The organism is Nocardiopsis suaedae, from assembly GCF_027706745.1.
Lineage (GTDB): Bacteria > Actinomycetota > Actinomycetes > Streptosporangiales > Streptosporangiaceae > Nocardiopsis_A > Nocardiopsis_A suaedae.
Map to the genome: position 1 here is coordinate 45,331 of NZ_JAQFWP010000027.1, position 19,000 is coordinate 64,330.

Annotated in this window: 14 protein-coding genes; 8 read left to right on the forward strand and 6 right to left on the reverse strand. The window is 73.7% G+C overall.

Annotation, left to right across the window (positions count from 1 at the left end):
- Positions 1-79: 79 nt before the first annotated feature.
- On the reverse strand, positions 80-2,764 hold the full coding sequence (gene secD / locus O4U47_RS15650; RefSeq protein WP_270678599.1) for a protein translocase subunit SecD: 2,685 nt from the start codon (positions 2,762-2,764) through the stop codon (positions 80-82).
- A 93-nt stretch (positions 2,765-2,857) separates the two neighbouring features.
- Positions 2,858-3,277: a hypothetical protein gene (locus tag O4U47_RS15655; protein WP_270678600.1), complete on the reverse strand. Its 420-nt coding sequence runs from the start codon at positions 3,275-3,277 to the stop codon at positions 2,858-2,860.
- Positions 3,278-3,429: 152 nt separating this feature from the next.
- Between O4U47_RS15655 and metG the strand changes: the two genes are divergently transcribed.
- A complete protein-coding gene (gene metG, locus O4U47_RS15660; RefSeq protein WP_270678601.1) occupies positions 3,430-5,247 on the forward strand; it encodes a methionine--tRNA ligase in 1,818 nt (605 codons plus the stop codon).
- Between the two features lie 102 nt (positions 5,248-5,349).
- Entirely contained in the window at positions 5,350-6,276 is a 927-nt protein-coding gene (locus O4U47_RS15665) for a TatD family hydrolase (protein ID WP_270678602.1), read from the forward strand.
- A gap of 12 nt (positions 6,277-6,288) precedes the next feature.
- On the opposite strand, the gene O4U47_RS15670 is transcribed toward O4U47_RS15665, so the two are convergent.
- Positions 6,289-7,389, reverse strand: a complete 1,101-nt coding sequence (locus O4U47_RS15670; protein ID WP_270678603.1) for a CaiB/BaiF CoA transferase family protein — start codon at positions 7,387-7,389, stop codon at positions 6,289-6,291.
- Positions 7,390-7,745: 356 nt separating this feature from the next.
- Here O4U47_RS15670 and O4U47_RS15675 point away from each other — a divergent pair, with 356 nt between their 5' ends.
- Both O4U47_RS15675 and rsmA read left to right on the forward strand, forming a co-directional pair.
- Positions 7,746-8,933, forward strand: coding sequence for a ubiquitin-like domain-containing protein (locus O4U47_RS15675; RefSeq protein WP_456299835.1), 1,188 nt, complete (start codon positions 7,746-7,748; stop codon positions 8,931-8,933).
- A gap of 124 nt (positions 8,934-9,057) precedes the next feature.
- Entirely contained in the window at positions 9,058-9,945 is an 888-nt protein-coding gene (rsmA, locus tag O4U47_RS15680; protein WP_270678604.1) for a 16S rRNA (adenine(1518)-N(6)/adenine(1519)-N(6))-dimethyltransferase RsmA, read from the forward strand.
- A gap of 530 nt (positions 9,946-10,475) precedes the next feature.
- On the opposite strand, the gene O4U47_RS15685 is transcribed toward rsmA, so the two are convergent.
- Entirely contained in the window at positions 10,476-12,446 is a 1,971-nt protein-coding gene (locus tag O4U47_RS15685; RefSeq protein ID WP_270678605.1) for a serine/threonine-protein kinase, read from the reverse strand.
- A gap of 231 nt (positions 12,447-12,677) precedes the next feature.
- Here O4U47_RS15685 and O4U47_RS15690 point away from each other — a divergent pair, with 231 nt between their 5' ends.
- Positions 12,678-13,640 (forward strand): 4-(cytidine 5'-diphospho)-2-C-methyl-D-erythritol kinase, encoded by a 963-nt coding sequence (locus O4U47_RS15690; RefSeq protein WP_270678606.1) that lies wholly within the window; start codon positions 12,678-12,680, stop codon positions 13,638-13,640.
- Between the two features lie 158 nt (positions 13,641-13,798).
- On the opposite strand, the gene soxR is transcribed toward O4U47_RS15690, so the two are convergent.
- Entirely contained in the window at positions 13,799-14,260 is a 462-nt protein-coding gene (soxR, locus tag O4U47_RS15695) for a redox-sensitive transcriptional activator SoxR (RefSeq protein WP_270678607.1), read from the reverse strand.
- 76 nt (positions 14,261-14,336) lie between these two features.
- Between soxR and O4U47_RS15700 the strand changes: the two genes are divergently transcribed.
- The 3 genes from O4U47_RS15700 (at position 14,337) to O4U47_RS15710 (ending at position 17,892) form a co-directional block, all read left to right on the forward strand.
- Positions 14,337-15,029, forward strand: a complete 693-nt coding sequence (locus O4U47_RS15700; protein ID WP_270678608.1) for a thiamine pyrophosphate-dependent enzyme — start codon at positions 14,337-14,339, stop codon at positions 15,027-15,029.
- Between the two features lie 59 nt (positions 15,030-15,088).
- Positions 15,089-15,988, forward strand: a complete 900-nt coding sequence (locus O4U47_RS15705) for a transketolase family protein (RefSeq protein ID WP_270678627.1) — start codon at positions 15,089-15,091, stop codon at positions 15,986-15,988.
- Positions 15,989-16,095: 107 nt separating this feature from the next.
- The gene (locus O4U47_RS15710; RefSeq protein ID WP_270678609.1) at positions 16,096-17,892 is read left to right on the forward strand and encodes an ABC-F family ATP-binding cassette domain-containing protein; all 1,797 of its coding nucleotides are present in this window, start codon (positions 16,096-16,098) and stop codon (positions 17,890-17,892) included.
- A gap of 60 nt (positions 17,893-17,952) precedes the next feature.
- On the opposite strand, the gene O4U47_RS15715 is transcribed toward O4U47_RS15710, so the two are convergent.
- A complete protein-coding gene (locus O4U47_RS15715) occupies positions 17,953-18,951 on the reverse strand; it encodes an SGNH/GDSL hydrolase family protein (RefSeq protein ID WP_270678610.1) in 999 nt (332 codons plus the stop codon).
- Positions 18,952-19,000 lie beyond the last annotated feature (49 nt).

Here is a 19,000-nt window from a genome sequence, read left to right on the forward strand (position 1 = left end):
GAGCCGCCGAGCTTCGGACATGCCCGAGAACAAGCGGAAGGGGGCGCCCGACGGGCGCCCCCTTCCGGCCGTTGGAGGGCTAGACCACGGCCCCGTCGCTCTTCTCACGGGCGACGCGCTGGTCCTTGCGCTGCTTGGCCTTCTTCTCCTTGACCACGTGCGGCGGCGGGGTCTTGTCGAAGCGCTGCAGCCAGTCGGCCAGCGGCGAGGCCACGAACACCGTCGAGAAGACGCCGGTCACCAGGCCGACGAGCATCGCGATGGAGAAGTCCCGCAGCGTGGAGCCGCCGAACAGGGCCAGCGTCGCCAGGATGAACACACCGCCGATGGTGGTGTTCACCGTCCGCGGGATGGTGTTCAGGATCGCCGTGTTGGCGATGCGCGTGAACCGGGACTCGCTGTCCCGCGCCCATTCGTCGCGTATCCGGTCGAACACCACGACCGTGTCGTTGACCGAGAACCCGATGACGCTCAGCACGGCGGCGAGGAACACCCCGTCGATGGGCTTGCCCAGCCAGATGAACAGGCCGATGACCACCATCAGGGTGAACGCCAGGGACAGCATGGCCGCCACACCGAACGACCACCGGAACCGCCAGGCCAGATAGATCATCTGCAGCACCAGCGCGGCCATCAGCGCCAGCAGCGCCTTGTTCCGCAGCTCATCGCCGAGGCTGGGCCCGATCTTCTCGTCGCTGATCTTCTCGGCGCCGCCCGCGGCGTCCGCCAGGGCGTCCTCGACCTGCTCGGCCTCGGCGTCGTCGATCGGCCCGGTGCGGACGGAGACGTCGCCGTCGCCGGACTCCTGCACCACCGCGCTGGGCTGGCCGCCCTCCTCCGCGACGATCTGGCGCGCCTCGGTGGCGCTGATCGACTGCTCGGTGGTGAAGTCCATGACCCGGCCGCCGGTGAACTCCACGCCGAAGTTGGGCGGGCGCACCACCATGCCGGCGACCGACACCGCGACGATCAGCCCGGCGATGCCCAGCCACAGCCGGCCCCGCTTCATCAGGTCCGGGCCGCGGTCGATCAGCCACTGGCGCACCCGGCTGATCTTGCCCAGGCCGCTGAAGGCCGGGTGGTTGCGGATCACCTTGCGGCGCACCGCCCACTCGACCAGCACGCGGGCGATGACCAGCGCCGAGACCATCGAGGCGACGGTGCCCAGGCCGAGGGTGACGCCGAAGCCCTGCACCGTGCCCGAGGCCAGGAAGAACAGCAGGGCGGCGGCGATGAGCGTGGTGATGTTGGTGTCCAGCACCGCGCTCCACGCCTTTTGCGTGCCCTGCACGAACGACTTCTGCAGGTTGGGCGGGATGGCCCGGCGCCGCCGCCGGGAGAGCACCCCGGCCTCGGCCTGCTTGGTCTCGGCGTCGGTCGCGTCGGCCATGCCGGCGGACTTGTTGGCCTCGTAGACCTTCTTCTGCTGCTGGTACTCCTCCCGGGCCCGTTCGAAGATCAGCACGTTGGCGTCGATCGCCATGCCGATCGCGAGTACGAACCCGGCCAGGCCCGGCAGGGTGAGGGTGGCCCCCAGCGCCACCAGCGCCGCGTAGGCGATGAGCGTGTAGCAGGCCAGCGCCAGCGAGGCGAGGAAGCCCACCAGGCGGTAGGCCACGGTGATGTAGAGCGCGGTCAGCGCGATGCCCACGGCGCCGGCGATGAAGCTCGCCTTGATGGCGTCGGCGCCCAGCGTCGGGCCGACGGTCTGGCGCTGGATCTCGGTGACCGGCAGCGGCAGCGAGCCGCCCTCGATCAGCACCGCCAGCTCCTCGGCGGACTCCGAGTCGAAGGTGGAGCTGGTGATGGTGGTGCGGCCGCCGGTCTGGCCCACGTCGCAGGCGGTGTCCGTGGTCACCTCGGGGGCGGAGATGATCTGGTCGTCCAGGACGATGGCGATGCGCCGCTGCGGCGAGCCCTGCGGGTTGCAGGCGGCCTCACCGGTGATCTTCTTCCACTCGTCCTTGCCCGCGCCGGAGAAGTTGACGTTGACCTGCCACTGCGTCTGCGTGGTCTGGTCGAGCACCGCCTCGGCGCTGGAGATCTGGTCACCCTGGATGACGGCCTTGCCGAGCTGCAGCATCTGGCCCTGGTCGTCGGGCAGGGTCTCCTCGACCTTGTCGGGGTCGGGGGCGGACATGTCCTGCGGCGGCTGCTGGCCGCCCTGGCCCTGCTGGCCCTGGTCGAACTGGGAGAAGTCCTCCTCGGACCCCTCGCCGCCGGAGCCCTCGCCGGAGCCGCCTCCTTCGCCTTCGCCGCCGCCGTCACCGGAGCCCTCGTCGGGGCTGTCCTGCGGCGCGCGGGCGCTGTCGCCCCCGCCGCCCGGGGCCGGGGCGCCGCCGCCCCCGCCCGCACCGGGCAGGCCCATGCCCATGCCGCCGCCCTGGGAGGCGTCGACACCGAGCACGGGGTGCACGGTCAGCTGGGCGGTCTGCCCGATGATCTCGGCGGCCTCGGTCGGGTCCTGCACCCCGGGAAGCTCGACGATGATCCGGTCGTCGCCGGACCGCGACATCGTGGCCTCGCTGACGCCGAGGCGGTCGATGCGCTGGCGCAGCACCTCGATCACCTTGTCGGTGTTCTCGCCGTTGGCCTCGGTGCCGTCCTCGCCGTCCTGGGTCTGCAGCACGATCTGGGTGCCGCCGCTGAGGTCGAGCCCCAGCTTCGGCGGGATGAACCATGCGGCGCCGAACGCGCCGAGCACGATGATCAGGGAGATGATCCCGCGCAACCAGCGCGATCCCGCTCCCGCTTGTGTGGACAATGCACTCCCTCTCAGGTGCCTGCTTTCCGGACTTCCTGTCGTCGCCGGGCCGCGCGGCGCGGCCCGGTCGCACGGCGGTCCCGCCGCCCGCGGTCAGGCCGCGGTACGGACGGGGGCCGTGCCGGAGGGAGGCGGAGCGCGGCCCAGGGGAAGCGCCGACACTTCGGCGGCGCCGCGGTCGGTCTGGTCGCGCGGGGGCGGCACCGTGCCCGTGGGCCCCGGAGGGGCGGGCAGGCTCGGCGCGGTGTGCGCGTAGACCTCGGGGAGGTCGCGCAGCGTGCGGTGGTCCCCCTTGCCGGGGGGCAGGGCGGCGGCGGACCGGTGGCCGTCCTCGGCCCACACCCGGTCGCCGCGGCGGTGGGTCCCTCCGGGGGCCGCGACCTCCACCCCGTCGCGGGGCAGCAGCACCGCGGGCGCCCCGGGGCCGATCGGCGAGGCGGCCTCGGCCGCGGCGGGGGCCCCGGCCAGCAGCAGCGCCGCGCACAGCAGGGCGGCCAGCGCGCGTGAGAGCACCCGGACCACCACCTTCGGACTGCGATCGCGACCACCCTACCGACGCCCCGGACAGGTGTCGCTCCCCGGAATCCGGCGACGGCCCGCGCCGACGCGGGGCGAGAGGGGAAAACGAGGCGAAGCCGGGGGCTGCGGGCTTTAGTCTTGGAGGCATGTCGTCGAAACGCCACATCCTGACCGCGGTGGCGTGGCCGTACACCAACGGGCCGCGCCACATTGGGCACGTATCCGGGTTCGGGGTCCCCTCGGACGTCTTCGCGCGCTTCCAGCGAATGCGCGGCCACGACGTGCTCATGGTCAGCGGCACCGACGAGCACGGCACCCCGATCCAGGTGCTGGCCGACCAGGAGGGCGTGAGCGCGCGCGAGCTGGCCGACCGCTACAACAGGATCATCGTCGAGGACCTGGTCGCCCTGGGCCTGTCCTACGACCTGTTCACCCGCACCACGACCGGCAACCACTACGCCGTGGTGCAGGAGCTGTTCCGGGGCCTGTACGAGAACGGCTATATCTTCGCCCGCACCACCAAGGGCGCGGTGTCCCCGTCGACCGGGCGCACCCTGCCCGACCGCTACATCGAGGGCACCTGCCCGATCTGCGGCTACGACGGCGCGCGCGGCGACCAGTGCGACAACTGCGGCAACCAGCTCGACCCGGTCGACCTGATCGGGCCGCGCTCGCGGATCAACGGCGAGACCCCCGAGTTCGTCGACACCGAGCACTTCATGCTGGACCTCCCGGCCTTCGCCGAGGTGCTGGGCGAGTGGATGCGCTCCAAGTCCGGGCAGTGGCGCCCCAACGTGCTGAAGTTCTCCCTGAACCTGCTGGACGACCTGCAGCCGCGGGCGATCAGCCGGGACCTGGACTGGGGCGTGCCGATCCCGCTGGAGGGCTGGAGCGACCAGGCCAACAAGCGGCTGTACGTGTGGTTCGACGCGGTCATCGGGTACCTGTCGGCGGCGATCGAGTGGGCCCGCCGCACCGGCGACCCGGAGGCCTGGCGCCGCTACTGGCAGGCCGAGGACGCCGAGTCCTACTACTTCATGGGCAAGGACAACATCGTCTTCCACGCCGAGATCTGGCCGGCGATGCTGCTCGGCTACAACGGCGGGGGCGACCGCGGCGGCGAGCCGGGCGCGCTGGGGCGGATGAACCTGCCCACCGAGGTGGTCTCCAGCGAGTTCCTCACCATGGAGGGGCGCAAGTTCTCCTCGTCGCGGCGGGTGGTCATCTACGTCCGCGACTTCCTGGAGCGCTACTCGGCCGACGCGCTGCGGTACTACATCATCGCGGCCGGGCCCGAGACCCAGGACACCGACTTCACCTGGTCGGAGTTCGTCCGCCGGAACAACGACGAGCTGGTGGCCGCCTGGGGGAACCTGGTCAACCGCTCGCTGAACATGGCGGCCAAGAACTTCGGCGCGATCCCGGAGCCGGGGGAGTTCACCGACGAGGACCGGCGGGTGCTGGAGGCCTCGCGGGCCTCGTTCGCGGCGGTCGCCGAGCACCTGGACGCCAACCGTTTCAAGGCCGGGCTCCAGGAGGCCATGCGCACCGTCGCCGAGGCCAACAAGTACATCTCCGACCAGGCCCCCTGGGCGCTGAAGAAGACCGACCCGGAGCGGATGAAGACCGTGCTGCACGTGGCGCTGCAGCTCGTCGACGACGCGAAGTCGCTGATGACACCGTTCCTACCGGAGTCGTCCAACAAGGTGCACGCGATGCTGGGCGGCACCGGGCAGTGGTCGGGCATGCCGCGCGTGGACACCGGGCACGACAGGGTCGGCGGCGAGGAGGACGCCTCGGAGTACCCGGTGATCACCGGTGACTACGCCGACGACCGGGCGGTCTGGGAGTCCCGGCCGATCGTGCCGGGGACCCCGCTGTCCAAGCCGGAGCCGCTCTTCGCCAAGCTGGACCAGAGCGTGGTGGACGAGGAGCTGGCGCGCCTGGAGGCCGGGGCCGGGTAGCCCTCGGCGGGAATACCGAAGGCGGCGGACCGTTGTACCCGACGGTCCGCCGCGCGTGTGCGCAGCGCACGCCGTTCGAGCAGTGAGCGAGGAGCAGAACCCATGGGCAAGCGCAGTGGAGAGGCCGTGCGGAACCGCAACGCGCAGACGCCTCCCCCGGCCCCCGAGCCGCTGCGCGTGGCGGTCGCCGACAGCCATACCCACATGGACATGCAGGAGCCCGAGCCGGAGGCGATCATCGCCGCCGCCGAGGCGGTCGGGGTGACTCCGCTGATGCAGGTCGGGGTCGACCTGGAGTCCTCCCGGTGGGCGGCCGAGCTGGCCGCGCGCAATCCCTCGGTCTACGCGGCGGTGGCGCTGCACCCCAACGAGGCGCCGCGCATCGTGCACGGCGACGGTGCCCCGGGCGTCGAGGTCGACGAGACCGACTGGGCGGGCAAGCGCCGGGAGGCCGGCGGCGAGCGCGCGCTGGCGGAGGCGGTCGCCGAGATCGACCGGCTGGCCGCGCGGCCCAGGGTGCGGGCCGTGGGGGAGACGGGCCTGGACTACTTCCGCACCGGCGAAGAGGGGAAGGCGGCCCAGCAGGACTCCTTCCGCCGGCACATCGACGTGGCCAAGCGTCACGGCAAGGCGCTCATGATCCACGACCGGGACGCCCACGAGGACGTGCTGCGCATCCTGGAGGAGGAGGGCGCTCCGGAGGCGGTGGTGTTCCACTGCTACTCAGGCGACGCCGAGATGGCCAAAGTGTGCGCGGACAAGGGCTACTTCATGAGCTTTGCGGGGAACGTGACGTTCGCGACCGCGCACCACTTGCGGGAGGCCGCGGCGGTCGCCCCGCCGGAGCTGCTGCTGGTGGAGACGGACGCTCCGTTCCTGACACCGAAGCCGTACCGGGGGCGGCCGAACGCGCCCTACCTCGTCCCGTACACGCTGCGGGGGCTGGCCGAAGCGCGCGGCGAGGACGAGGACGCGCTGGCGGCGCAGATCGCAGACAACGGCCGCAGGGCGTTCAAGCTGGAGGACTGACGCCGCGGTCCCCTACGGCAGCTCCACGCCCCACTCCTTGAGGGCCTCCTCGGCCGTGGGGGCGGGGAACCCGGGGTCGCGGGTCGCACGGCCCGGGGTGCGGTCGAAGCGCGGTGCGGGGCCCGGGAAGGTCGTGCCGTTCTTGCGGACCACCGAGCCGCGTGCGGCGATGTGCGGGTGGTCGGCGGCCTCGGCCATCGACAGGACCGGCTGGACGCAGGCGTCCTCGGTGCCGAAGACCTCCGCCCACTCGTCGCGGGTGCGGGTGGCCAGCACGGCGGCGAACCGCTCGCGCAGCTCCGGCCAGCGCTCCTTGTCCCACTGGTCGGGCAGGTCGGCGTCGGCGAGCCCGACGCCCTGCAGGAAGGCCGCGTAGAACTGCGGCTCGATGCAGGCCACCGACACGTGCCGCCCGTCGGCGCAGGTGTACACGTCGTACCAGGGGGCGCCGGTGTCGAGGAAGTTGTCGCCGCGCTCATCGGTCCACCCGCCGCGTTCGCGCTGCTCGTAGATCATCGACATGAGGAAGGCGCTGCCGTCGACCATGGCGGCGTCGACCGTCTGCCCGCGCCCGGAGGCCGAGCGCTCCACCAGCGCGGCGAGGATTCCGGTGACCACGAGCATGGTGCCGCCGCCGAAGTCGCCGACCAGGTTGAGCGGGGGGACCGGGGCCCCGCCCTTGCGGCCGATGCTGTGCAGGGCGCCGTTGAGGGAGATGTAGTTCATGTCGTGCCCGGCGACGTGCGCGAGCGGGCCGTCCTGGCCCCAGCCGGTCATGCGGGCGTAGACCAGGCGCGGGTTGATCCCGGCGCACGCGTCGGGGCCCAGACCGCGCCGCTCCATCACGCCGGGGCGGAACCCCTCCAGCAGCACGTCGGCCGAGGCGATCAGGGTGCGGGCGGTCTGTAGGCCCTCCTCGGCCTTCAGGTCGGCGCCGATGACCGGGCGGCCGTTGTCGAGGTGGCCGGGGACCCCGGCCGCCGCGGCCTGCGCCGCCTGCGGGCGGTCCAGCCGGATCACGCTGGCGCCCAGGTCCGCCAGGAGCATGGCGGCCAGGGGGCCGGGGCCGATGCCCGCGAACTCCAGCACCCGCACACCCTTGAGGGGTCCCATCGATCGACCTCCGCTCGGATTCGAACCTCGTTCGGTTTCCCTATTGTGCCGGTCCGCTGGAGGCGGGTCACGCCCGGACCCGGAGGGGCGCCGCGCGGGCGGGCGGTGCGGAGGCGGGCGCTCGCCGAAAAAGGGATTCGGCGCGCACTGAATTTCGGTCGATGTCCGTGGCGAAAAAGGGCGCGGTGATAATGTCCGTGTGGCGGATGCGCCCGCGGAACCCGAGGTCGGACGCCCTTGCGGTCGGCGCGCCCGGGGATCCCTTTCCTCTTCGCGTGGATTCCCCTGTCCGCCCTTCGTGTCCGTTCCTCGTGCCTGCTCTCGTTTCACGCGTCTTCGAAAGGATCGGAGGAATCGTGCGCAAACCACCTTCGCGGCCGGGCCGGCGGGGTCGGGGCGGCCGGAGGCGGGCCCACCGCGCGCCGACGCCGCGCCCCGCCCGCGTCCTGCCGCCCCGCTGGGCCGTCGCGATCGGGGCGGGGGCCGCGGCGCTGCTGCTGGCGGGAGGCGGGACCGCCTACGCGATGGACAAGCAGGTCCTGCTGGACGTCGACGGCCGGGAACGCGTGGTGCACACCTACGCCGCCACCGTCGGGGAGGTCCTGGACGCCGCCGGGGTGCGCCTGAAGGAGAACGACGCGGTGGCGCCGGGGCTCGGCGAGGAGGTCGGCCGAGGAGGGGCCGTCGTGGTGCGTTCGGCCAGGGAGCTGACCGTGGCCATCGACGGGGAGGAGCCGGAGGCGCACCGGGTGACGGCCCTGACGGTGGGCGAGGCCCTGGACCAGATCGGGCTGTCGGCAGAGCCGCTGGAGCTGTCCGAGGAGCGGTCGGCGCCCATCCCGGAGGAGGGGCTGGAGGTCACCGGGGAGAGGGCGCGCGGGATGGTCATCCTGCGCGACCGCGTCCGCACGGAGGTCGCCACCACGGAGGCCGTGGTCGGGGACGTGCTGGCGGAGAACGGGATCGACGTCGGCGCCCACGACATCGTCGAACCGGAGGTGGACCGGCCCGCCGAGGAGGGGGCGGTGATCCGGGTGGTGGAGGCTCTGGGGGAGCCGGAGACCGAGGAGGTCGCCATCGAGGCCGAGACGGAGGAGCGCGAGACCGACGAGCTGGAGAAGGGGGAGGAGCGCACGGTCCGCGAGGCGGAGGACGGGGTGAAGGAGGTGACCGTGCTCCCGGTCCTCGAGGAGGGCGAGGAGGCCGAGCGGGTGCTGGAAGAGCAGGTCGTCGAGGAGCCCGTCGACGGGGTCGTGGAGGTGGGCACGGCCGAGCCCGGGCAGGCGGGGTCGGCGGGCGGCCTGAACTGGTCGGCGCTGGCGCAGTGCGAGTCGGGCGGCGACCCGTCGGCGGTGAACGCGGCGGGCGGGTACTACGGGCTGTACCAGTTCTCGCCGTCCACCTGGCGGTCGGCCGGGGGGACGGGCTCCCCGGCGGAGGCGTCGGCGAGCGAGCAGACGATGCGGGCGCAGAAGCTGTACGAGATGGTCGGCGGGAACTGGCGGAGCCAGTGGCCGGAATGCGGCCGCCACCTGTTCGACTGAGGGCGTGCGCGGCGGCGCGGAGGGGGTTCCGGTCCGGAGGCGGCCGGGCGGCCTGGCCCACGAGCGGGCCCCGTACCCCGCTCGTCCGACCCCGGTCGCCCCCGCCGCCTGGCAAAATGTCCGGGTGACCGACTCCGAAAGCTCCCAGAGCGCCGACGGCGCCCGCCTGCTCACCCCCGCCGACGTGCGGCGGCTCGCCGACCGGTTCGGCGTGCGGCCCACCAAGACCCTCGGGCAGAACTTCGTGATCGACGGCGGGACCGTGCGCCGCATCGTCCGGGTGTCCGGGGTCGGGGCCGGGGACACCGTGCTGGAGGTGGGTCCCGGACTGGGGTCGCTCACGCTGGCCCTGCTGCCGCACGTGGCCGGGGTGACCGCGGTGGAGGTCGACCCGGTGCTGGCCGACGCGCTGCCGGGGACCGTCGCCGAGCACGCGCCGGACCTGGCCGGCCGGCTGCGGGTGGTCGCCGCCGACGCGATGCGGATCACCGAGGTGCCCGGCCCCGAGCCGACGGCGCTGGTGGCGAACCTGCCCTACAACGTGGCGGTCCCGGTGGTCCTGCACCTGCTGGAGCTGCTGCCGTCGCTGCGCCGCGGCCTGGTGATGGTCCAGGCCGAGGTCGCCGACCGCCTGGCGGCCGCGCCGGGCGGCCGGACCTACGGGGTGCCGTCGGCGAAGGCGGCCTGGTACGCCGACGTGCGCCGGGCGGGGGCGGTGGGGCGGAACGTGTTCTGGCCCGCGCCGAACGTGGACTCGGGGCTGGTGTCGCTGGAGCGCAGGGACGCGCCGGTGGCGGACGTGGACCGGCGGGAGGTCTTCGCCGTGATCGACGCGGCGTTCGCCCAGCGCCGCAAGACCCTGCGGGCGGCCCTGTCGTCGTGGGCGGGTTCGCCCGCGCGCGCGGAGGAGGCACTGCGGGCGGCGGGTGTCGACCCGACGGCGCGGGGCGAGGCCTTGGGAATCGAGGAGTTCGCCAGGATCGCCGAGCACGCCCCGCCCAAGGAGGTCTGAACAGACCGGCGGAGGTCTCGGGAGCCGGTCCCGGACGCATCGCCGCCGCCCGCCGCCGCCCGCCACGAGTGTGTGGTCACCGCGCAGGGGGCGACGGCTGAGCAGGTGTCCCTTCGCGCGGCCCTGGCCGGGTAGCGGAGTCATGGGGGTGTGGTTGCGGTGGCATCCCCACCGCGCGTCGCGTGGGTCGCGTGGCCGGGCGGGCCCACCCCGCCCCGACAGGGCCTCGGCCTCCTGCGCGCGGGGCGACGGACCGGGTCCGCGCGTCTTCCGGCGGTCCGCCGTCTGCCAGGTCTCCTGGTGCGGAAGCGAGACGAAGAGGGACTACGACGACGGGGGGTCGGCGCCCCGTGCGGCAGCGCTGTCGCTCGTCAGGCGTGCGCATGGTCGCCGCTCTCTTCCTCGCGCCCCTGCGGCCCGGCGCCCGACCGGGATCCGTCAGAGGGGTACCTGCCGGTCCGCCGGAGGGGGATCGGGCATGGTGGGCCCCGGCGCCCGGCCACTGGGGCGCGGCCGTCGGCGTCTGGGCCTCAGTCGGACTCGGTGAACTCCTCGATGGGGAGTTCCGCTTCGCCGCCGCGGTCGTTGCTGGTCAGCATCAGGACGCCGTCGCGCACCCGCTCCGCGTCGGGGACGGTGAACACCAGCTCGCCGCGGGCGCTCTCGCCCGGGGCCACCGGGTCCCACAGCGGGGCCTCCGCCTCCAGGTCCGACGGGCGTTCGGCCACCACGTCGCCCAGTCCCGGTGCGCTCAGGCGCTGGCGCCGGTGGTCGAGCCGCACCGGCTCGTCGCCGCCGTTGAACAGCTCCAGCTCGAACACGCAGTAGGTGCCGTTCTCCACCCGCAGGTGCCGCCCGTCGACCCGGTCGGAACAGCGGTAGCCCTGCGCCGTGAACGCCGACAGGCCGTCGTCGGCCACCCCGGGGTCGCCCGGGTCCGGGGCCCGCGCGCCGGTGTCGTCGGCGCCGTCCGCTCCGTCTCCGCTTCCCGGCTCCTTCTGCGCGCCTTCGCCGCCGTTCTGCTCCTGGCCGCCGTCCGCGGCCGCGTCGGCGTCGTCCCGGCCGCCCCACGGCACCGGCAGTCCGGATCCGCTGAGCAGGGTCAGCACCGCCACCAGCAGCACCACCAGGAGCACCGCCACCGCGGCGGTGATCGCGACCCACTTCATCCTGCGCTTGGCGGGCTGCAGCGGGCGGTGCGGCGGGGGCGGGGCCGGGGGCACGTACGGCTGCGCCTGCTGCTCCTGCGGGGGCAGCGGGATCGGCCCCGTCTGCTGCGGCCCGGGCGGCCCCTGCGGGGGCATCGGCCCGCCGTGCTGGCCGAACTGGCCGGTCTGCCCGGCGGGTGCCTGCTGGGCCACCCCGGCCGGGCGCTGCATCGGCTGGCTGGTGTGCGGCCCCGGCGGAGGAGGCGGTGGGCCCTGGGGGCCGTTGGGCGGAGCCCCGTGCGGCCCGTGCGCGGGACCGCCCGGCGGCGGGTACGGCCCCGGCGGCGGGCCCTGCGGCGGGCCGTGGGGGACCATGTTGGTCATGTTCGGGTTGGGGCCCGGGTGCGGGGGCATGGGCGGCCCGGGCGGCGGCATAGGCGGCAGGTTGGGCCGCCACGACTGGTGCAGCGCGTGGCTCACCATGTCGTTGGGGTCGTTGGCGCTGTCGCCGCCGGTGTCCTCGCCCCCGGCCAGCTCCAGCAGGAGGTCCTGCGCCTTGGGGCGGCGCTCGGGCTCCTTGGCCAGCGCGCGGGCCACCAGGCGGTCCAGCGGGCTGTCGAGGTCGCCGATCTGCGGCTCGGCGAAGAGCACCCGCTTTCCGAGCGTCATCGCGTCGCCGTTGCCGAACGGGTGCGTGCCGTTGCCCGCGAACGCGACCAGGCACCCCCAGGCGAAGATGTCGGCGGCGGTGGTCACCTTCTCCTCGAGCAGCTGCTCGGGCGCCATCCACCCCGGGCTGCCCATGACGATGCCCGTCTGGGTGTGGTTGGTGGAGGTGTTGATGGCCCGCGCGATGCCGAAGTCGATCACCCGGGGGCCGGACAGCGACAGCAGCACGTTGGCCGGCTTGAGGTCGCGGTGGACCAGCCCCGCCCTGTGGATGGCGGCCAGCGCCGCGGCCACCCCGAGGGCGAAGCCGTGCAGCGTGCTGGAGTCCAGCGACCCGTGCTGGGAGATGTGCTCGGCCAGCGCGGTCCCGGAGATGTACTCGGTGACCATGTACGGCCGGTTCTCGAAGGTGCCGTGGTCCAGCACCTTGGCCGTGCAGAAGGAGGCGACCCGGCGGGCGTTCTCCATCTCGTCGTGGAACCGGGCCCGGGTGGCCTCGTCGAAGGCCAGCTCCGGGCGGATCACCTTGATCGCGACCTGGGCACCCTTCTCAGGGGCGCGGCCCAGGTAGACCGTGCCCATCCCCCCGCTGCCCAGCCGTCCGGCCAGCACGTAGGGACCGATGGTCGCCGGATCTCCGGCGGCCAGCGGTTCAAGGTCCTTTGGGAGCCCATCCGACGGCAAGCGACCCTCCCCGACGGTGTCCACACTCCGTCTGGCCCCAAGGTAGCGGGGATCGCGGCCCTATACCCACCCGCGCAGGCCAAAGCGGCCCAGAGCGGAACACTCCGGGTGACCGGTGCGGAAGGGATCGGTGAGGAGCCGCCCCCGTGTCCAGGGCGCATGCGGGGCGTGCGCGGCCTCGCTTCGGCGTCCGGGCTCACTGGCAGGGGGTTCCTCTATGATCTAGGGCTCATGACCACTGTTACCGCCGTGACCGTACGGGCGCCCGCGAAGGTCAACCTGCTACTGGCGGTGGGGCCGGTGCGCGAGGATGGATACCACGATCTCGTGAACGTATTCCACGCTGTCTCACTGTGCGACGAGGTTACCGTCCGCGGGGCCGACTCGGGCCGGGCAGGGGCCGGTGAAGCGGTGATCGACGTGCGCGCGGCGGCCGGAGGGCTGGACGCGCACTTGGCGGAGGTCCCCCGCGACGGGAGCAACCTGGCCGCCCGCGCCGCCCGCCTGGTGGCCCGCGAAGCGGGACTGCCCGAGGAGCGGGCGCGGGTGCGCATCCGCATCGACAAGGCGATCCCGGTCGCCGGGGGAATGGCCGGGGGCAGTGCCGACGCGGCCGCCGCCCTGCTGGCCTGCGACGCGCTGTTCGGCGCGGGCCTGGACGAGGCGACCCTGCGGGCGCTGGCCGCCGAACTCGGCAGCGACGTCCCCTTCCCCCTGCTGGGCGGCACCGCGGTCGGCACCGGCCGGGGCGAGGTCCTGGAGCCGGTCCCGGCGCGGGGCCGCTTCCACTGGGTGTTCGCCCTGTCCGAGCGCGGCCTGTCCACCCCCGCGGTGTTCGGCGAGTACGACCGCCTCCGCCCGGACGCGCCTCAGCCGCACGGAGACGCGGCGCTGACGGCGGCCCTGGGCTCCGGTGACCCCTCGGCGCTCGCGGCGGCCCTGCGCAACGATCTGGAGCCCGCGGCGCTGTCCCTGCGCCCCGACCTCGCCCGGACCCTGGAGGCGGGCCGCGAGGCGGGCGCCCTGGCGGGCATCGTCTCCGGCTCGGGCCCCACCTGCGCGTTCCTGGCGCCCGACGCGGACGGTGCCGCCGGGATCGCCGAGGCCCTGGAGAAGTCCGGGGCGTGCGAGCGCGCCCTCACCGCCTACGGCGACGTTCCCGGGGCGCGGGCCGTCACGCCCTCGACCCCCTAGGGCGTGTTTCTCGGAGGCTTTTCGATCAGCGAGCGGCCGTCCCGGGCGGCGCTCGCAAGACGGGGCGCGAAGTTCATCCTGGTTGGCTGCTCGAGCGTCCCGGCGCAGCGAGCGTCGTCCTGGTGGTCGCGAGCCGAAAATGATCCGAGAAACACGCCCTAGAGCCCGCCCTCGCGTGCGGGCTTCAGCCCCGGGGCCCCGGGCCCCTGGGACGCCAGGACGTCGTCGTGGTTGTTCAGGTGGCAGTCCTTCAGCGACAGGCACCCGCACCCGATGCAGGAGGTCAGGCGGTCCCTGAGGCGCTGCAGCGCGTCGATGCGCGCCTCCAGCTCGTTCCGCCACTCCTCGGACAGGCGCGCCCAGTCGCTCACCGTGGGCGTGCGGTTGTCGGGGAGCGTGGTGAGCGCCTCCTGGATCTGCCCGAGCGACAGCCCGACCCGCTGGGCCGTGGAGATGAACGCCAGGCGCCGCAGCGTGTTCCGGTGGTACCGGCGCTGGTTGCCCGAGGTCCTCTCCGAGTGGATGAGCCCCCGTTCCTCGTAGAAGCGGAGCGTCGTGCGGGCGATCCCGCTGCGTTCCGACACCTGGCCGATGGTGAGCCTGACCGGCAAGTGGGCCATGTCACATCCCCTCTCCGCGACGGCGGCGTCCGCGGACGGTTGACCTCAAGTTAACTCGAGCTTACAGACTAGCGCCATGACGACGACGGCACTCAGCCGGTACGCCGACCTCCCCGCGCTGGTCGGCCTCATGACCGGTGACGAAAAGCACCGCGCGGCCGCCGAGTCCACGCTGGACGTGCTCTGGGTCCTCTACGACCGCGTCCTGCGGGTCTCGCCGGAGACCGCCGACCACCCCGACCGCGACCGCTTCCTGCTCTCCAAGGGCCACGGCCCCGCCGCCTACTACGCCGTGCTCGCCGCCAAGGGCTTCCTGAGCGTCGCCGACCTGCGCTCCTGGACCCGGTTCGACTCCCCGCTGGGCCACCACCCCGACCGGGTGCTGGTCCCCGGCGCCGAGATCGGCAGCGGCTCGCTGGGCCACGGCCTGGGCCTGGCCGTCGGCACCGCCCTCGGCCTGCGCGCCCAGGGCCGCACCGAACCCCGCGTGGTGGTGCTGGTCGGCGACGCCGAACTCGACGAGGGCAGCAACCACGAGGCCATCGCCGCCGCCGCGCGGCTGGGCCTGGGGGCGGTCACCGCCGTGGTGATCGACAACCGCTCGGCCACCCACGGCTGGCCCGGCGGCATCGCCGCCCGCTTCGAGCGGGAGGGGTGGTCCGCGCAGACCGTGTGGGGGCGCGACCACGACGCGCTGGCCGACGCCTTCTCGGTCCGCGACCCCCGCACCCCCCACGCCGTGATCGCCCGCGTCCAGCCCAAGGAGTGATCCCCGTGACCGCGACCGCCACCGAGACCCGCCCGGCCCCCGCCGTCACCCCGCAGCCGATGCGCGACGCCTTCGCCCGCGCCGTCACCGAGTCCATGGCCGCCGACCCGCGCCTGACCGTGGTCCTCGCCGACATCTCCACCGACCGCTTCGCCGCCGCCGCGGCCCGCCACCCCGGCCGGGTCGTCAACGTCGGCATCCGCGAGCAGCTCCAGATCGGCGTCGCCGGGGGCCTGGCCCTGTCCGGCCAGCGCCCGGTCGTGCACACCTTCTCCTCGTTCCTCGTGGAGCGCCCCTTCGAGCAGGTCAAGCTCGACCTGGGCCACCAGGGGGCGGGGGCCGTGCTGGCCGGGATCGGCGCCTCCTACGACTACGCCGGCGCCGGGCGCACCCACATGGCCCCCGGCGACGTCGCCCTGCTGGACACGCTGCCCGGCTGGACCGTGCACGTGCCCGGCCACGCCGACGAGGCCGACCGCCTGGTCCGCGCCGCGCTCCCCGGCGACGACCGGGTCTACGTCCGCCTCAGCGAGTTCGGCAACGCCGCCCCGCGCCCGGTCGGCTCCGGCCTGGTCCCGGTGCGCACCGGATCGCCCCGCGCGGCCGGGGTGGTGGTCGCCGTCGGTCCGATGCTGGACCGGGTGCTCGCCGCGACCGAGGGCCTGGACGTCACGGTGGCCTACACCGCGACCCCGCGCCCCTTCGACCGCGCCGGGCTGAACCGCCTGGTCGCCTCCGTCGGCGGCGCCGACGTCCTGACGGTCGAGCCCTACCTGGCCGGGACCTCGGCGCACGAGGTCGCCGTCGCCCTGGAGGACCGGCGCCACCGCCAGCGCGCGCTCGGTGTCTCCCGCGAGGCCGAGCTGCGCAAGTACGGCACCCCGGAGGAGCACGACCGCGCCCACGGCCTGGACACCGAGGGCATCGCGCGCTCGGCGCGCGACTTCTTCCTGGTCTGAGCACCCCTATGGCGCGCGCGACGGGGCGGGCACCGGGCCCGTCGAGGACGGCCCGGTGCCCGAGGCGTGTCATTCCAGTGGGGGACAGCCCACAGAATGGGAAGACGATGAACCTCGTCAATCTTCAGGAAGTCTCGCTCGCGTACGGCCCGCTCGTCCTGCTCGACGGCGTCTCGCTCGGTATCGACGAGGGCGACCGGATCGGCGTCGTCGGCCGCAACGGCGGCGGCAAGTCGACCCTGGTCTCCGTCCTCGCCCAGGCCACCGAGCCCGACTCCGGCCGGGTGATCCACAACCGCGGCCTGCGCGTGGGCTTCCTGCACCAGCGCGACAGTTTCCCCGACACCACCGTCGGCGCCTATGTCCTGGGCGACCGCGCCGAGCACGAGTGGGCCGGCGACCCGCGCGTCCGCGACGTGCTGCGCGGCCTGCTCGGCGGCTGGGACCTGGGCGCCGGGATGGACACCCTCTCCGGGGGCGAGCGCCGCCGCGCCGCCCTCGCCCGCCTGCTCACCGGCGAGCACGACCTCATCGTGCTGGACGAGCCCACCAACCACCTCGACATCGAGGGCATCGCCTGGCTGGCCGACCACCTCAACGCCCGCAAGGAGGCGCTGGTGGTCGTCACTCACGACCGGTGGTTCCTGGACGCGGTCACCAACCGCACCTGGGAGGTGGTCGACGGCCGTGTCGAGCGCTACGAGGGCGGCTACGCCGCCTACGTGCTGGCCAAGGCCGAGCGGGAGCGGCTGGCCGCCGCGGCCGAGGAGCGGCGGCAGAACCTGATGCGCAAGGAGCTGGCGTGGCTGCGGCGCGGCCCCCAGGCCCGCTCGTCCAAGCCCAAGTTCCGGGTGGACGCCGCCAACGCGCTCATCGCCGACGTTCCGCCGCTGCGCGACACCGTCGAGCTGGTCAGCTTCGCCAGCGCGCGCTTGGGCAAGACCGTCATCGACCTTGAGCACGTGGACCTGAAGGCCGGGGACACCCCCCTGCTGGAGGACCTCACCTGGCAGCTGGGGCCCGGCGACCGGGTCGGCCTGGTGGGGGTGAACGGCGCCGGGAAGACCAGCCTGCTGCGCCTGTTGGCCGCCGAGCGCGAGGCGGACGGCGGCAGGGTGCGCCGGGGCCGCACCGTCAAGCTCGCCCACCTGTCGCAGAACCTCGCCGAGCTGGACCCGCGGACGCGCCCCTTGGAGGCCGTCAACGAGGTGCGCCAGTTCGTGACGATCGGCAAGCGCGAGTACTCCGCCGGGCAGATGCTGGAGCGGTTCGGCTTCCGGGGCGACCGGCAGTGGACGCCCATCGGCGACCTGTCCGGCGGCGAGCGCCGCCGCCTGCAGCTCCTCCGGCTGCTCATGGACGAGCCGAACGTGGTGCTGCTGGACGAGCCCACCAACGACCTCGACATCGAGACCCTGAATGAGCTGGAGGACCTGCTCGACGGCTGGCCGGGCTCGCTCGTGGTGGTCAGCCACGACCGCTACTTCCTGGAGCGCGTCACCGACCGCACCCTGGCGCTGATGGGCGACCGGACGCTGGCGTTCCTCCCCGGGGGCGTGGACGAGTACCTCTCCCGGCGCGCGCGCCAGGAGGGGCGGGACGCGGTGCCGGGGGTCGCCGCCTCCGCGGGCGGCGACTCCTCGGGCGGCGGCGAGGAGGCCCAGAACGCGGCCCCCGCGGTCTCGGCCGCCGAGCGCCGCGCCGCGCAGAAGGAGATGCAGCGCCTGGAGCGCCGTATGGACCGCATCGGCAAGCGCGAAGAGGAGCTGCACTCCCTCATGGCCGAGGCGGCCGACGACTATACGCGCCTGGCCGACCTCGACGCCGAGCTGAAGACCCTCCAGGCCGAGAAGGAGGAACTGGAGGAGCGCTGGCTCGCCGAGGCCGAGCGCATCGGAGAGTAGGGCCCCGGTGCCCCGCCCCTCGGGGCGGGGCACCCGGGTGTCCCTGAGGCGGGGGCGCGGTCAGCCGGCCTCGACCAGCCGCTCGAAGGTCTGCGCTATGTACTGGGCTCCGGCCTGGTTGGTGTGGATGTCAGGTCCGTCCTCGGTGTTGCACATCCACGTGTAGTCGCAGATGTACTGCACGTTGGTCGGCATGTCGGAGTCGCCGTCCTCGGGGACCTCGAAGTTCTCCGACTCGAAGGCCTCCTCCACGTCGGCCACCTGCATACCGGCGTCGCTGTAGGAGGAGCGCAGGATGTCGTTCATCTCCACCAGCACGCCGGTGGCGTAGTCCACCATCTCGTCCTCGGCGGACGGGTCCTCGTCGCCGTCGCCATCGCCGCCGTCCCCGCTCTCGCCGCCGCCGTCTCCTGAGTCACCCGAGTCCTCCAGCAGCAGCGCCGCGAGGAAGGGGTTGTAGTACGTCATGCCGATGACCTGCACATCCGGACCGGCGGCCGCGCGCAGGCGGGAGGTGATCTCGGGGACCTCCTCCTCCAGGCGGTCCAGACCGTCCTCGACGCAGTCCCGGTCGAGCTCCACGTCCGGCGTCCCGCCGTCCCCGCTCTCACCGTCGTCCCCGTCGTCCCCGTCGCCTCCGAGGTCGACGCACCCGGTGAAGTTGTTGCCGCCGATGTCGACCGTCACCAGGTCGACCTGTCCCCGGTGCTCTTCCAGGAAGCGCTCGGCCTGGGCGAGCTGCGTCCCCTCGGTGTAGCGCTCCCCGCAGGGCTCCAGCCCGCCGTCCTTGAAGGTGGTGGTGTCCTCGCCGCCGCACCCCATCCGCTCGTGGCGCAGCGACGGCCGGTCGTCCTTCAGCGTGCGGTACAGCGCGTCGGTGTAGCCGTCGGTGGTCTCCTCGAACCCGCCCTCGCCGTCGGGCTGCACGCCCACGGCCAGCGAGTCCCCCAGGGACAGGTAGTACCGCTCCTGAGACGCCCCGCCGGGCTCCTCCGAGGAGCAGGCGGCCGCCGCCAGGAGGACCGCCGCGGCGAGGGCGGCGCTGCGCTTGATGTGCACGTAGATCTCCGCTCGAATCGGACACGTTGTCTGCGCGCCCCGGCGGCAT